This is a genomic window from Elusimicrobiota bacterium (assembly GCA_026388075.1).
Classification (GTDB): domain Bacteria; phylum Elusimicrobiota; class Endomicrobiia; order Endomicrobiales; family JAPLKN01; genus JAPLKN01.
The window spans coordinates 13,067-27,754 of sequence record JAPLKN010000029.1; the positions used below are offsets into that span (position 1 = coordinate 13,067).

Consider the following 14,688-nt stretch of genomic DNA (forward strand, 5'->3'; position numbering starts at 1 on the left):
GAAACAGCCAATATTTCGGGCAAAGACGTCGGCTTTGAGGGCAATGTTGAATTGTATAACAACAGCGATAAAACTAAAGGGTATTCCTATAGTAACAACGGCGAAAACACCGTTGGGGTAAACACAAAGACTACAGATTTGACAAATAGCGGGGAAATAATCAATACTGTATTCCACGAGACAACAAACTTCGACAGGCACACGAAAAACGAGCAAACGGCGTTAAACAGAGGTGACACCGCTGAAGCTATATGGGGTTTAAAGAATTTCGGGAATGAGAATACGAACAAGCTGACAAAAGCGGAGTGGAATTCGCTGAATGGAAATAGCAGTATACTGAGAACAGGGAATATTGATGCGATAATAAATTACGTGAATGCCGGGAATAAGCTGGGTTTGTTGAACGAAATGACGATATCGCGGAACAGAAAGTGTTCAAAACAAATCAAAGGAGACAACGAATAAACCGGAGAAAGTTGTTCTTGGACATCATCCAGAGTATGTTAATCTTGCTGATAAATCAGGTGCTAAAAAATTTAATATCCCAGAAAAAGTGTGGGAAAGGATGAGTCAGGAACAAAGATGGGAAGCAAACAAAAAATTCCTTGATAGGGCGATCAATCGAGGTGACGAAATAATATTAGCAACTCCTGCAAAAAGTGCTAGGCCAAACAGTTATTTTGAAAAGGAAATACAGTATTTGTCGAGTAAAGGTTATGTGACAAATGCTGATGGAACGAAAATGATAAGGAGATAATAGAATGAACTTCTTCGAAGAAACACGAGAGGAATTTAAGTGGTTGTACGAGAAATACAAATTGGATGAAATTGAAAAATCAGAAAGTCCTCGTGAATTTGGAAATGCAGTCATCGTTCTTAAATTAGGCAATATTCGGATGAGAGTTATAAAAGATAGAGGTCAAATATTTGTTGATTTTTGTAGCCCCTTCCAAAAAAATAAATACTTTGACATATGTCAGCTAGTTACATTTATACATAGAAATGACAAAAAAAAGGGGGTATTATATAAATATCCTGAGATAGGAACATCCCAAGAAGAACAATTTAAAAATATTAATTACATTCTTCAGGCCAATATGGACTTAATAATCCCGTTGTTGAATGATAAAGAAGTTTTAAATAATTTTGGATGAATGACTTTCCCCCGTTGAATCCGAGGGAATAGGGGACGGAGTAAGGTAATAAGGTTAATTGACAAAATAGAATAAAGCAGATATGGGACGTAGTTAGATAATACGATATTCATTATTACACTTCTTCTTTTGTCAACTTTTATTCCGTTGTTAATTTCCCAATATCTAATCTTCTAACTACGTCCCTCTTTCACGTCCCTCTTTCACGTATAAAATTTGATACGTTGCAAGTTGTTGATGATTTACGAATTCCAAACGGAAAGTGGGGTACCGCTGATCATTTAGAACCATTAGTTAAGGATATGACAAATTGGGGAGGTAAAGGAGAAGGTACTCAAGCTGTTACAAATCAAAGAATAGTAATAGATGAAATTAAAAACATTAATAAAAATGAGGTGTTGTATGAAAAAAGTAAATGAAAATATTGAAGTTTTGAAAACTGGTCTTAATAGATCACTTACCGAAGGAAAAGGCATATGGAAGGCCGAATATATAGAAAAATTGGATTTAAATTTTGATGATATTTTGCCTATTCTTAAAGAATGGGAAAAAAAAGGACACATAAAAATTAATCTAAAATTAAAACAAATACAAGTGATTAATTTAATTGAATGAAAGACAACGGGGTCAGGCCTAAACCTTAGAAACTAATTGATACAAGTCCTATCAAATTGAGTCAGGTTTTTACTTTTAAAACAGTTCGATACAAGTTCGATGTCTGGCTTATCTAACTCCACTAACTTGACGGGACAAAATTGAATTAGTAAACTTTTTTAAATTTCAAGGAGATTGAGAGCTTTTTTGGGAAAAGGAGAATAATAAAATGCCTGTAAAATTAAGGAGTTTGTTGCTAATTTTTAGTTGCATGGTGTTTCTCTCATCGTGGGCTAAGGCCGAAAGAAATAATCTGGTATTTTGGAGCAGCCTAAATTCAATTGACATGAAAGGTATGAATACAATGATTGATGTTTTTGCTGACTCATGGAAAGGATATAATGCAGTGGAGTATTTTAGGTCAATAAAGAAAATTACATCTGCAACATCATTAGGTATTGAAGGCACGTACGATATTAACAATAAATATGCTGTAGGTGGGCGCATTGGACTAATAGTAGCAGGGCCGGGAGAAGTAATTTACGAAGGTGACACTTATACACAAAGTACTGTGGGAGCCGATACTTATACTTATTCCCGAAATGAGCGAAAAAATCGTAAATTTTATGCTACTTTACTCCCTATTCGGTCAAATCAATTATGAAGACTCAACCAAAATTGTGAATAAAATTAATGGGGTTACGCAATCTGCTACTTCGGGCTATGATTCATATATAGTTCCTCTATATGATACCGCTATTGCATTGGAAGCAGGATTAGGATGTGTGCGTAAAATTGCCCAGTCAGTATCCGTGGGGTTTGATGTTGGATATAGAATAATGTCAGCTAAAATGAAAGTCTCACAAGATGTTGATACTGATGGCGACGGTGACATAGATATCAAGAAAGGTACAGTTGCAACACATAATGGTGAAGAATTAAAATTTGATTTCAGCGGAACGACCTTGCAATTATCCCTGATAGTTAGTTTTTAAGAGAAAATCCGTGTCAGGCTACCCTGTAGTTTTCAGGAAAAACTAAACATCGGGGCAAGTAACTCACGTGACTTATTGAAATACGATAGAATTAGTAAGAGAAGCCCGACACCGTTTCACCGTTGGGAAGTAAAAGCAAATAACTGCTTTTAAAGAATAACTTAAACACCTCTGGAAAAATTCTTCGATTCTTATCGGGATATTTTCAGGGGTGTTTTTATTTTGAATGCATACTATTCTGGTAAAAGATCTCCAAAAGTTGTAAAATGTGAGTGTTATGAAAATACTTAATTTTCTTTTTCTAACCGTATTATTCGCCGGAGCCTGCTGGGGAAGCGAAATTGCTATGTATCCTGAAAAGCCCAAGGGCGGGGAGGGATATTTTATATTTGCTAAAGGGAGCCCGATGGAATATTCGGTAGTAAGAAACGAAAGACAGTTCTTTTTTTATGATATAGAAGATGGGATTTCAGGGACATTTTTGCCGGTTTGGATAGAAGAAAAAAATACCGAGAAAATATCTTTGTTTAAACGTGTGCCTGAAGGGATACAGGCAGAATCCGAAATTACAATTGAAATTGAAGAGCGCCCAATAGAAACGATCCGTTTGAGAGCCAGGGACGAAAAAATGAGAAGCGCTCAGCCGATGATAGATGCGCAAAACTGGCTCGTTTCCAGAAAACTTCATTATGTAAGCCGCGAAAAATTATGGGTTGGGGAATTTATAGCTCCGCTTAAAAACCGCGTAAGTTCGCCGTTTGCATTGAAAAGAGAGGGAAAAAAGTTTAATTATTTTCACCGCGGCATAGATTATTCCGCGCAAAAGGGAACGCCGGTAAAAGCCGTAAATCGAGGCAGGGTAATACTCAGCGCAAAGAATTTGAATGTGTACGGCAATACTTTGATAATAGACCACGGGCAAGGAATTATAAGCTGTTATTTTCATATGAACAAACTTTATAAAAACGAAGGCGAAATTGTGCATAAAGGGGAATATATCGGGCAGGTAGGAGGCACGGGATGGGCTACGGGGCCGCATCTTCATTTCGGGATCTATCTGCAGGGGATACCAGTAGACCCATTATGGTGGATAGCGTTTTCCGGAAATATAACCAAAAGGAATATTACTTCTAAGCTTTTTTCCGCAAAAGAAACTCTCGCCAAAAATTAAATCCAATAATATCAGTATTGAAAAAAATTATCATGTTTTCTTAATGAACCTGTTGACAACATTGAGTGTTAATGGTATTATATGCACAAAAGCGCATATAAGCATATAAAGAGGTATCACTTGGAATCTAATATTAAAATATTCAAGTCCTTAGCTGATAAAACCCGCCTTCGTATAGTAAAAATTCTTATGGAAACCGGTAAGCCGATATGTGTCTGCGATCTGGTGGAAATCCTTAAGCTTGCCCAGTATAACTTATCACGCCATATGAAGGAACTCAAAAACGCCGGTCTTGTGAGTGAGAATAAGCAGGGGCGTTTTGTTTTTTATTCACTACGACCTGCTGTTGAGGAGTTTCAGCATTTCATTTACAAGGCCGTCAAAGGAATTTCTGAAAAATATTCTATAGCAGATATCAAATGCCTGGAAAAATGCCGTATTCACCCAGCTCCAAAGGAGCCCCGTTCGTAAAAACGGGGATGAATGCAAAATAATCCTGCAGGGCGGTAATCCTGATGCCACGGGTGTGAGCCCGTGGAGCTGGGTTCATTGTATTCCCGGCAAAAATAAAACAAAAGAGGTAACAATATGATTCTAGAGTTAGTAATAGCGGGATTAATAGCATTAAAAGAATATATTGCGCTGCATGTGTTAACCTGTCTTATACCGGCATTTTTACTGGCAGGAGCGATGGTAAGTTTCATTTCTAAGGAAGCAATTATAAAGTATCTGGGTTCAAGAGTAAATAAAATAAAATCTTTCTCCATTGCATCGGCGACCAGTTTTTTTATTGCCGCATGTTCATGCACCGTGATACCAATTGCAAGCGGAATATATTATCAGGGTTCGGGGATAGGAACCGCATTTATATTTTATTGGAAGGAAAGATTTAATTCTATTATTGCTAATTTTAGTTTCGCTTTTGAGCCCCAATTATATTATTCAAAAAGGGCCGTATTTATTTAAAGTCATAGTATGGGCGGTTGCGACTTTTATTATGTTTGTGTACGCGTTTAAAACGAAAACAATTGAAGAAATTAAAAGCTGGCTCAATGAAACATTGTGGTTTGTAAAAATTATATTTCCTTTATTGCTTTTAGGTGTGTTTATCGTGGGGATTATAGGGAAAATATTACCACAAACAATAATTCAGCAATGGTTAGGAGGTTCGGGTCTGCGAGCATCGTTTTTGGCGACAGTCTTGGGGCAAATAATGTATTTTGCTACTATGACCGAAGCGCCGTTTGTTGATACTATGATGAAGCTTGGCATGGGAAAAGGGCCTGCGCTTGCGCTTTTATTGACAGGACCTGGAATGAGCCTGCCAAATATGCTTGCGATTGCAAAGGTATTCGGGATAAAGAAAGCGCTCGTGTATATCTTTTTAATTATGATCCTTGGAACTCTGGTGGGATGGTTCTTCGGAAACTTTATTTTTTAAAGACATCAGACAAAAGCATGATGTCTTGATTACACAGATTAAAATTTTGATTACAGTGATAATAAATATTTTCACAGGAGGAATGGAATGAAAATTGAGATTGCAGGGCCGGGATGTATAAGATGCAAAACAACGGAAAAAAATGTTTTAGAAGCCATTAAGGAGCTTGGTATTGCTGCTGAGGTTACCAAAGTGAGTGATATACGGGAAATGGCCAAAAAAGGCGTTATGATGACGCCCGCGGTTATTATTGACGGTGTAGTAAAAGTATCAGGAAAGATACCTTCAGTTGAAGAAATAAAAAATATTTTATCTCAAGGAAGATAAAATGAAAAAAGAAAAAATAAAGGATGTTGTCCGTAAAGGCTACGGAAAAATCGCAAAGACAAACGGTTCATGCGGGTGCTCTCCCAGTAATTCGTGCTGCGGAGGAACTTCGAGCGATTTAAGCAAAAGAATCGGCTATAGCGATTCCGAACTCTCCGGAATCCCACAAGGTTCTGATCTGGGGCTTGGATGCGGGAATCCGACAGTAGTTGCATCAATAAGAAAAGGGGATACGGTGCTTGATCTTGGTTCCGGCGCCGGAATAGACTGCTTTCTTGCGGCCCAAAAAGTCGGAAAGAAAGGGAAAGTTATCGGTATTGATATGACACCGGAGATGATAGCAAAAGCCAGAGAGAACGTCCTTAAAGGAAATTACACAAATGTGGAATTCCGTTTAGGCGAGATAGAGAACCTGCCGGTTGAAAATGATTCGGTTGATGTAATTATTTCAAACTGCGTAATAAACCTTTCGCCGGATAAGAATAAAGCTTTCAAAGAAGCGTTCAGGGTATTGAAGCCGGGTGGCAAAATATTTATTTCGGATTTAGTAACAATTAAAGAGCTTCCCAAAAAAATAAAGGATTCTGCTGAAGCTTATATCGGATGCCTTTCAGGCGCAATTTTGAAGGAACAATATATTAACGCAATAAGATCCGCAGGGTTTAGAGAAGTTAAAATTATCAGCGAAACAAATTTTCCTATTGAGAACATGACAAATGACGCTACGGCCAATGCCACTGCAGAAAATGCAAATATTACAATGAATGATTTTATTAAAATTGCTGATTCAATAGTAAACATAGAATTAACTGCGCATAAATAACCAAATAAGGGCCGGAATTATGAAAATGAGAATCTTATTCATCATACTGATATCTTTTGCAATCAGCAACAATTTGATAACCGCCGAACAGCTAAAAACTAAAACAAAAAATACAAAAGTTACTTTTATTGAACTAGGTTCGGTTAATTGTATTCCTTGCAGAATGATGCAGCCGATAATGAAAGAAATAAAAGAAGAGTACGGCAGCCAAGTCAAAGTCGTTTTCCATGATGTATGGACACAAGAAGGCCAGCCGTATGCAAAACAATACAAAATTATGGCAATACCTACGCAGGTATTTTTGGATAAAGACGGGAAAGAGTTTCATCGGCATATCGGTTTTTATCCCAAAAAAGAAATAATTAAAGTATTAAAAACGCAGGGAGTAAAATAATCGTGGCTGAAAACATATTCACTTGGTTGTCGGGAATGCTAAATGGAAATATTTTATTTGCATTAGCGGCAGCTTTTATATGGGGGATATTAAGTATTATTTTAAGCCCATGCCACCTTGCAAGTATTCCGCTTATTGTCGGATTTATTGATGAGCAGGGAAGGATTTCAACAAAACGGGCATTCTATATTTCTTTCCTTTTCGGATTCGGCATTCTTTTGACTATAACAATTATCGGAGTTATTACGGGTTTGCTCGGCAGGATACTCGGCGATATAGGACGGTGGGGCAACTATCTGGTTGGGATAATACTAATTCTTGTGGGCATACATCTTTTCGGCCTTCTGCCATTGCCGTTCAGCGGAAGCCAAGGGAAGCAATCACTAAAAAATAAAGGGCCTTTTGCCGCGTTTATGCTCGGTCTTATTTTTGGCATAGCTTTAGGCCCTTGCGCATTTGCATACATGGCGCCAATGCTTGGTATTGCTTTCAGTGTTGCGGCAACAAACCTTTTGTATGCTATGGCACTAATCCTGGCGTATGCTGTGGGGCATGTATCAGTAATAATTTTCGCAGGCACTTTTACAGAAGTTATTCAGCACTATCTGAATTGGGATGAAAAATCAAAAGGAACTGAAATAATAAAAAAGATTTGCGGAGTTCTGGTGTTTTTGGGAGGAGTTTATATAATTTTTGCATTATAAGGAGGATTTATGCCTGAAAAGAAACCTTGGTATTTAGGCCAGTCACCGCTTGGAGCGGCATATGCGCATTTTTCAAACGTTGCAGGGCAGAAAACTGTTTTGGACACTAAGACCAAAGAACTGATACGGTTGGCAGTAGCTTCAGCGTTTAGATGCCCTCATTGCACGGAACATCATATTAAAGACGCTCTTGCTGCCGGCGCTACTAAACAGGAAGTCTCTGAAGCTATTCTCTTATCATCATTACAGGCTGCCGGAACTCAGCTAAATTGGCACAAAGAGTTTTTTGAGGAAACTCTGACTGAGAAATAAATTTAAGAAAATAGGAAAATAAATTATGAGCAAATATTCCTTTAATGAAGCACAATATGTTATGAGCGTTGATTCGCCGCAGAAGCTTGGCGCTTCACAGGCAGAGGTCGCGTTCGTCGGCCGGTCAAATGTGGGAAAGAGCTCTTTGCTGAATGCGTTGTGCGGCCAACGCAAGCTTGCCAAGGTTTCAAAGACACCCGGAAAAACACGCACTATCAATATTTTTGCGGTGCGATACGGTAAATGGATCGTTGATCTTCCTGGGTATGGTTTCGCGGCGGTGGCGGTAAAAGAAAAGGAAGACTGGCAGCATATGATAGAATATTATCTTACCGGCCGGCCCACGCTGAAATGTGTTTTTGTTCTTGTGGACGCGTCAGTCGGCATTACTAAGCTTGACCGGGAAATGTTGCTGTGGTTACAGAGCAGTGGAATGCCCTATCGTGTGGTAGCAAATAAAATTGACCGTATTGCGCAGCCCAAACTTGTCGCGCAGCGCCAGGCACTGGCTCAGGACCTGGAGACCGTGACGGAGCATATTGTTTGGGCGAGCGCGAAAAAAAATACGGGTATTGCCGAACTGCACGCAATTGTGTCCGATCTGCTGGCATTATAAAAACCGTACCGCCCCCTGTATGGTTTGTTCCCCAATGATTTCTTCCTTTGCAGTTTTTTTGAGGGGACTCTTAAAGGTAAATAATATAGATAAATAATTATGGAAAAAAAGATTTTAGGTTTTTCAAAAAACATATTTTTCTTGAGCCTGGTTAGTTTGTTTACGGATATTTCAAGCGAGATGATTTATCCGCTCCTTCCCATATTTCTGACGGCGGTTCTAGGCGCTCCGGTCTCGTTTGTCGGCGTGGTTGAGGGTATTGCCGAAAGTACGGCCAGTCTTTTGAAACTTGTGTTTGGATGGCTTTCGGATAAAACCAACAAAAGAAAAATATTTGTTACATCGGGATACGCCCTTTCATCAATTATTCGGCCTATGGTTGCCTTTGCAATACAACCCTGGCATGTTTTATTTGTAAGATTTGCCGACCGGTTTGGAAAAGGGGTAAGGACTTCTGCGCGAGATGCTTTGATAGCAGACACCTGCGAGCCGGCTGAAAAAGGCAAAGCGTTTGGTTTTAACCGTGCCATGGACCATGCAGGAGCGCTTATCGGCCCTTTGATCGCAACAGCGCTTTTGGCGTTCGTGGTAAAAGATATGCGGGTAGTTTTTGCGCTGGCATTTATCCCTGCCATATGCGCGTTAGCTATAGTTATTTTTTTGGTAAAAGAAAAAAAGCCGCAATTTGCCTGCCAAAACGAACCGATAAAACTTAATTTCAATATCTTTGACTCTAACTTCAGGAAGTATATTCTTGTCGTATTTGTTTTTACTTTAGGCAATTCTTCGGACGCATTCCTTATACTGCGCGCTAAAGATGCCGGGGTTTCTATTGTTTTATTACCTGTATTATGGGCGGTACTTCACGCGGTTAAAATGTTTAGTTCAATACCCGGCGGGATCATCTCGGATAAGATCGGCCGCAAAAAAGTTATAGTTTCGGGGTGGATAATATACGGTATTGTATATGCGGGGTTTGCACTGGCTAATAACCCAATTCAGATTTGGATATTGTTCGCGGCATACGGATTTTTCTTTGGGCTTACCGAATCGTCAGAAAAGGCATTTGTTGCGGAACTTGTAAAACCTGAAATTCGGGGCACAGGATACGGTATGTTCAATTTTGCTATCGGTATCGGAGCATTGCCGGCAAGCATTATAATGGGGTTTTTATGGTATAAACTCGGTGTTGTTCCCGCATTTCTTTTTGGAGCGGGCACAGCTCTTATTTCTGCCTTGCTTTTAACAGGGCTTGTAAGAGAAAATCCTAAACGCATGCATGAAGGTGCTATAACGTAAGCTACCGGTAAAAGTGAAAATAATAGGACAGCACATATAAATTTTTTAGTATAAAGAGTTTTTGAAAAGACTCTCACAGACAAATAACATTAAGGAGTATAGAAATGAAAAAACTTTCTTTTATTGACCGCTACCTTACCGTTTGGATTTTCGCGACGATGGCTATTGGCGTTGGGATAGGATATTTTTATCCGGGCATAGTTAATTTTTGGAACAGTTTTCAGTCCGGAACCACTAACATACCGATCGCTATCGGGCTTATTCTTATGATGTATCCTCCTTTGGCGAAAGTCCGTTATGAAGAAATAGGAAAAATATTCCATAACAAAAAACTTCTGAGCTTATCGCTTATTATTAATTGGATAATCGGTCCCCTGGTGATGTTTATTCTTGCGGTTGTGTTACTTCGCAATTATCCTGAATATATGGTTGGTGTAATTCTGGTCGGACTTGCGCGGTGTATCGCCATGGTAATTGTATGGAATGAGCTTTGCTGCGGCGACAGGGAACTTGCGGCCGGCCTTGTGGCTTTCAATGCGGTTTTTCAGGTTTTATTCTATGCGGTTTATATTTATCTTTTCATCACAATCGGGCTTAACTGGCTGGGTATAGCCAAAGGATTAAATGTAAGCATTTCAATGATGGATTCGGCAAAAACAGTTATGATTTACCTTGGCATACCTTTTATGGGCGGATTGCTGACGCGGCTTATCTTTTTGAAGCTTAAAGGCCGGGATTGGTACGAAAATAAATTCATTCCGAAAATCAGCCCTATAACGCTTGCTGCGCTATTATTTACGATATTTGTAATGTTTTCAATGAAAGGCGAGTACATAATTAAACTACCATTGGATGTCCTTAGAATCGGACTGCCCCTGACAATTTATTTTGTCATTATGTGGTTTGGCACTTTTTTTATTGTGAAAAAACTTGGCGCAAGCTACGGGCAAACCGCAGCGGTATCTTTTACTGCGGCAAGCAACGATTTTGAGCTAGCAATTGCCGTTGCGGTCGCGATATTCGGTATCGGGTCCTCGCAGGCCTTTGCAACGGTGATAGGCCCTTTAATAGAAGTTCCTGTTTTGATATTGCTAGTTAATGTTTCGCTGGATTTTAAGAATAGATTCTTTGGCCGCCACGAAGAGGTTCCCGCGGTTATTACTGAAGAGCAATTAGTTCCGGAACCGGAAGCTTAAACTTTAAGAAAAACAGGTTAAGACTAAGATTTAGATTAAGAAAAATAAAACGAAAATTAACCGTCCCGTCACTGTTTCAAGTAGCAAAAACCCGCCGAAAAAGATAAAATAATCTAAATTCAGAAATTAGTAATTAGAAATCAATAATTAAAAAAGATTTTACTAATCACTCATAACTAATCACTAATAACTTATAACTTATGTACTTACCTACAACTAAAGAAGAAGCATTACGTTTGGGCTGGGATAAGCTTGATATTGTCATAATAACCGGTGACGCCTATATTGACAGCCCGTTTATCGGCGCGGCAGTTATTGGAAACTACCTGGCGCATTACGGATTTAAAGTAGGTGTTATTGCCCAGCCAAGCATTGATACTCCTAATGATATAAAACGCTTAGGAGAGCCTTCTCTTTATTGGGGGGTAACGGCCGGTTCTGTTGATTCTATGGTAGCAAACTTTACCGCAACAAAAAAATTCCGCAAGCAGGATGATTTAACTCCCGGCGGAATAAACTTGAGACGGCCCGATAGGGCCAGCATTATATACACCAATCTCATCCGTTCAAATTTCAAAAATACAAAACCTATAATCCTTGGAGGAATTGAAGCAAGCCTCAGGCGTATAGCCCACTATGATTATTGGAACGATAAGATAAGGCGTTCTATTCTGTTTGACGCAAAAGCCGATGCTATTGTATACGGAATGGGCGAGAAAGCTGCGCTTGAAATCGCACAAAAACTATCTGCTACGAGCTGGACAGGCGAGGGCGAAGGTGTTTTCAAGGACATAAAAGGGATCTGTTATAGTTCATCGGCCCCGAGGGAAGGGTATATGGACATCCCTTCTTTTGAAGAAGTTTCAATTGACAAAAACGCTTTTATTGAAATGTTTGACATATTTTACAGAAATAATGATCCAGTAACTGCAAGAGGGCTTTATCAAAGACACGGGAACCGCTGCCTTATACAAAACCCGCCGCAACCGAACCTTACAACTGCTGAGCTTGACGAGATTTATGAACTTTCGTATGAACGAAATTTACATCCATATTACAGAAACATGGGCAGGGTTAGGGCCATGGATACAATAACTTTTTCTGTTACAACTCATCGGGGTTGTTACGGCGAATGTAATTTTTGTTCTATCGGAATGCACCAGGGGCGTACGGTTATATCTCGGAGCGAAGAATCAATTATCAAGGAAGTAGAAAATATAACCAAGCTTCCGGGATTCACTGGTTTTATTGCCGATGTCGGCGGGCCGACCGCGAATATGTACGGTATAGAATGCCCGAGGCAGGCAAGCACCGGCGCTTGTACCGGAAAAAGATGTCTTTTTCCTGAGATTTGTGAAACTCTTCAGTTGAACCACGGAAGGCAGATAGAACTATTAAAAAAGTTAAGATCGATACCCGGCGTAAAAAAGATTTTTGTAGGTTCAGGTATACGCTACGATATGGTGGTCGCGGACAAAAAATCGGGGAATGACTATCTTAACGAAATTGTTGAACACCACGTTTCAGGCCAGATAAAAATAGCGCCGGAACATTGTGATGAACAGATTTTGAATTTAATGGGTAAACCGGATACTAAATCGCTTAAGAAATTTATTGCTCAATTTAATGACATAAATAAGCGCCTTAAGAAAAATCAGTTTATGACATATTATTTTATCGCGGCGCACCCCGGATGTACGATGCAAAATATGAGGCATTTAAAAGATTTTGTCAGCCGGGAGCTTAAACTAAAGCCTGAGCAGGTGCAGATATTTACCCCGACGCCGTCATGCTGGTCTACTGTTATGTATTGGACGGGAATAAATCCTTTCACAGGAAAACCTTTGTTCGTTGAAAAAAATGACCACAAAAAAGATATTCAAAAAGCCGTACTTAAAAGCAAGCCTATTCAACCTCGTAGGTTGTACGGAAAAAGAAAATGAAACTATGTCATAAATGCAAAGCTGAATGGAAAGGAATTACTCAGCCGGGGACTAAAGAAACCTGTGTTAAGTGCGGGGAAGACCTTCATATTTGTTTAAACTGCAGGCTATATGACAATCATAAACCTTATCAATGTATGGAAACAGATATTGACCCGGTAAAAAATAAAGAGCGTTATAACTTCTGCGAACATTTTCAATTCAAAAACACTTCAATTCCCGAATCTTCCAAACCAAATCCAGCCGGTTCTAAAAATGCCTTCAACAATTTATTCAAAAAACAGTAGTTGTCAATCAAATGTTTTTAATTATTTTTTTGATAAAATCCGTCAATTGTTTCCGGATTCCTGAGGCTGGTAATCCCGGCAGGAGATGATAGATTGTTGTTAAAGTGTTCATGTAATTATGCTGCAGAGAAAGCGATCTGATTTCAGAAAGCGAAAATATTTTTAGAATTGACTGTAAAACTGTTGCCGAAAAGGTGACACTCATATCTTTTCCTGTAAGAAAAGACATTATAAAATCCTCCGATAGATTATTCATTTCGCCTATTGCCTTGTTTAACATAGGGTTAGTAAATTTGGAGAGCATATCTGATATCATTAAATGTATTCCGATTGCCGGTATTTTAGAGCCAAGAATTCTTTTTCGGTAATCTTTAATGGAAGCCTTCTTATTGAAGTATTCCATTATAAAATCTGCTAATATTTCCGATTCGTCAAGACACCGGTTAAACGAAAATCCCGAAGAAGGCAGGGGTGTATTACAACTGTCGCCGATACACAAGAAGTTATTTACGTTTACATGGTTCTGGTCGCCAAGAGGTATATTGCCTTTTTTGACGGCATAAATCTTTCCTGTTATATTTTTTTCTGCTAAATACGATTTTAATTTGTTGTGCTTTTCTCCGATATTTTCATCATTAATCTGGGAAAAACAAAATATTCCTGCCATTATTCTTTTGTTCCCGTGAGGAACCAGCCAAAAATAATCCGAACCCGGGAAAAATGAATCGTAAAGGAGCATTTTATCTTCATTTTTATAATTGCATTTTTCAAGAAAATACGTGAGACATCCCATATCAATAGTATTATTGAATAAGCCTTTGCTTTTTAATATCTGAGAATCTCTCCCCATCGCATCTACGGCAAATTTTGAATAATAAGTATTTTTTGTTGTTTTTATCTCTAGATAATCGTTTTTTATGAAAGAATAGTTGATGAAAACTTCCTTTTCTCTGATAACTGCCCCGTTTTTTATTGCCTGTTGGGCAAGAAGTTTCAGTGCCTTTTCTTCATCAATTGGATAAATAAAAGATTTGTTTTTTAATGAGAAGGTGTTCCCAAGATAGCAGGAAAGAGTGACTTCGGAGAATGTGTTTTTTATACATTCTTTCAGTTTATATTTTTGTAAAATATAATCAAATGTAAGCCACGTTTTTTGCGTAGCGCCGATTTTTTCTTTTTCAATTAAAAGTACAGAAATACCTTTTTTGGAAAGATTTATAGCGCTTCCAAGTCCGGCAGGCCCGGCTCCGATTATTATTACATCAAATTTATTGTTTTGCTGATCTTTCATTTCATTAAGTCCTTTAACAAGTTACAAGCGTAAAAATTATATCATATGTAGCTGAATTTGGATAGAATATCAAAAAAATCGGAAATTGTTCCTTCTCCCCTTGGCGGGAGAAGGTCAGGATGAGGGGGCTGAATAGCGTTC

The 14,688-nt window shown here is 38.7% G+C and carries 21 protein-coding genes; 20 read left to right on the forward strand and 1 reads right to left on the reverse strand.

Annotated elements, in window-relative coordinates; all coding sequences use genetic code 11:
• Positions 1–51: 51 nt before the first annotated feature.
• The 20 genes from NT145_01090 to NT145_01185 all read left to right on the forward strand — a co-directional run bounded on the left by NT145_01090 (position 52) and on the right by NT145_01185 (position 13,256).
• Positions 52–465, forward strand: a complete 414-nt coding sequence (locus NT145_01090) for a hypothetical protein (protein MCX5781290.1) — start codon at positions 52–54, stop codon at positions 463–465.
• A 296-nt stretch (positions 466–761) separates the two neighbouring features.
• Entirely contained in the window at positions 762–1,154 is a 393-nt protein-coding gene (locus NT145_01095; GenBank protein ID MCX5781291.1) for a hypothetical protein, read from the forward strand.
• Between the two features lie 224 nt (positions 1,155–1,378).
• Positions 1,379–1,573 (forward strand): hypothetical protein, encoded by a 195-nt coding sequence (locus NT145_01100; GenBank protein ID MCX5781292.1) that lies wholly within the window; start codon positions 1,379–1,381, stop codon positions 1,571–1,573.
• Positions 1,557–1,769 carry a hypothetical protein gene (locus tag NT145_01105; protein ID MCX5781293.1) on the forward strand — a complete coding sequence of 71 codons (213 nt, stop codon included), beginning with the start codon at positions 1,557–1,559 and terminating at the stop codon, positions 1,767–1,769. The genes NT145_01100 and NT145_01105 overlap by 17 nt, the downstream gene beginning before the upstream one ends.
• A 229-nt stretch (positions 1,770–1,998) precedes the next feature.
• Positions 1,999–2,412 carry a hypothetical protein gene (locus NT145_01110; GenBank protein MCX5781294.1) on the forward strand — a complete coding sequence of 138 codons (414 nt, stop codon included), beginning with the start codon at positions 1,999–2,001 and terminating at the stop codon, positions 2,410–2,412.
• Positions 2,413–2,428: 16 nt separating this feature from the next.
• Positions 2,429–2,743 (forward strand): hypothetical protein, encoded by a 315-nt coding sequence (locus NT145_01115; GenBank protein MCX5781295.1) that lies wholly within the window; start codon positions 2,429–2,431, stop codon positions 2,741–2,743.
• A gap of 277 nt (positions 2,744–3,020) precedes the next feature.
• Entirely contained in the window at positions 3,021–3,914 is an 894-nt protein-coding gene (locus NT145_01120; protein MCX5781296.1) for a M23 family metallopeptidase, read from the forward strand.
• An 81-nt stretch (positions 3,915–3,995) separates the two neighbouring features.
• Entirely contained in the window at positions 3,996–4,385 is a 390-nt protein-coding gene (locus tag NT145_01125; protein ID MCX5781297.1) for a metalloregulator ArsR/SmtB family transcription factor, read from the forward strand.
• A gap of 117 nt (positions 4,386–4,502) precedes the next feature.
• A complete protein-coding gene (locus NT145_01130; GenBank protein MCX5781298.1) occupies positions 4,503–4,880 on the forward strand; it encodes a permease in 378 nt (125 codons plus the stop codon).
• A gap of 31 nt (positions 4,881–4,911) precedes the next feature.
• On the forward strand, positions 4,912–5,355 hold the full coding sequence (locus NT145_01135) for a permease (protein ID MCX5781299.1): 444 nt from the start codon (positions 4,912–4,914) through the stop codon (positions 5,353–5,355).
• Positions 5,356–5,442: 87 nt separating this feature from the next.
• A complete protein-coding gene (locus tag NT145_01140) occupies positions 5,443–5,682 on the forward strand; it encodes a thioredoxin family protein (GenBank protein MCX5781300.1) in 240 nt (79 codons plus the stop codon).
• Position 5,683: 1 nt separating this feature from the next.
• Positions 5,684–6,505, forward strand: a complete 822-nt coding sequence (locus NT145_01145) for an arsenite methyltransferase (GenBank protein ID MCX5781301.1) — start codon at positions 5,684–5,686, stop codon at positions 6,503–6,505.
• A gap of 25 nt (positions 6,506–6,530) precedes the next feature.
• The gene (locus NT145_01150; GenBank protein ID MCX5781302.1) at positions 6,531–6,899 is read left to right on the forward strand and encodes a thioredoxin family protein; all 369 of its coding nucleotides are present in this window, start codon (positions 6,531–6,533) and stop codon (positions 6,897–6,899) included.
• A 2-nt stretch (positions 6,900–6,901) separates the two neighbouring features.
• On the forward strand, positions 6,902–7,603 hold the full coding sequence (locus tag NT145_01155; GenBank protein MCX5781303.1) for a cytochrome C biogenesis protein: 702 nt from the start codon (positions 6,902–6,904) through the stop codon (positions 7,601–7,603).
• Between the two features lie 9 nt (positions 7,604–7,612).
• The gene (locus tag NT145_01160) at positions 7,613–7,915 is read left to right on the forward strand and encodes a carboxymuconolactone decarboxylase family protein (GenBank protein ID MCX5781304.1); all 303 of its coding nucleotides are present in this window, start codon (positions 7,613–7,615) and stop codon (positions 7,913–7,915) included.
• A gap of 25 nt (positions 7,916–7,940) precedes the next feature.
• Positions 7,941–8,531: a ribosome biogenesis GTP-binding protein YihA/YsxC gene (gene yihA / locus NT145_01165; GenBank protein ID MCX5781305.1), complete on the forward strand. Its 591-nt coding sequence runs from the start codon at positions 7,941–7,943 to the stop codon at positions 8,529–8,531.
• A 99-nt stretch (positions 8,532–8,630) separates the two neighbouring features.
• On the forward strand, positions 8,631–9,830 hold the full coding sequence (locus NT145_01170; protein ID MCX5781306.1) for an MFS transporter: 1,200 nt from the start codon (positions 8,631–8,633) through the stop codon (positions 9,828–9,830).
• Between the two features lie 104 nt (positions 9,831–9,934).
• On the forward strand, positions 9,935–11,026 hold the full coding sequence (gene arsB / locus NT145_01175) for an ACR3 family arsenite efflux transporter (GenBank protein MCX5781307.1): 1,092 nt from the start codon (positions 9,935–9,937) through the stop codon (positions 11,024–11,026).
• A 200-nt stretch (positions 11,027–11,226) separates the two neighbouring features.
• Positions 11,227–12,969, forward strand: coding sequence for a YgiQ family radical SAM protein (locus NT145_01180; protein ID MCX5781308.1), 1,743 nt, complete (start codon positions 11,227–11,229; stop codon positions 12,967–12,969).
• The gene (locus NT145_01185) at positions 12,966–13,256 is read left to right on the forward strand and encodes a hypothetical protein (protein ID MCX5781309.1); all 291 of its coding nucleotides are present in this window, start codon (positions 12,966–12,968) and stop codon (positions 13,254–13,256) included. The genes NT145_01180 and NT145_01185 overlap by 4 nt, the downstream gene beginning before the upstream one ends.
• Before the next feature lie 7 nt (positions 13,257–13,263).
• Here the strand turns inward: NT145_01185 and NT145_01190 are convergent, their stop codons facing one another.
• Positions 13,264–14,547, reverse strand: a complete 1,284-nt coding sequence (locus NT145_01190) for an NAD(P)/FAD-dependent oxidoreductase (protein ID MCX5781310.1) — start codon at positions 14,545–14,547, stop codon at positions 13,264–13,266.
• Positions 14,548–14,688 lie beyond the last annotated feature (141 nt).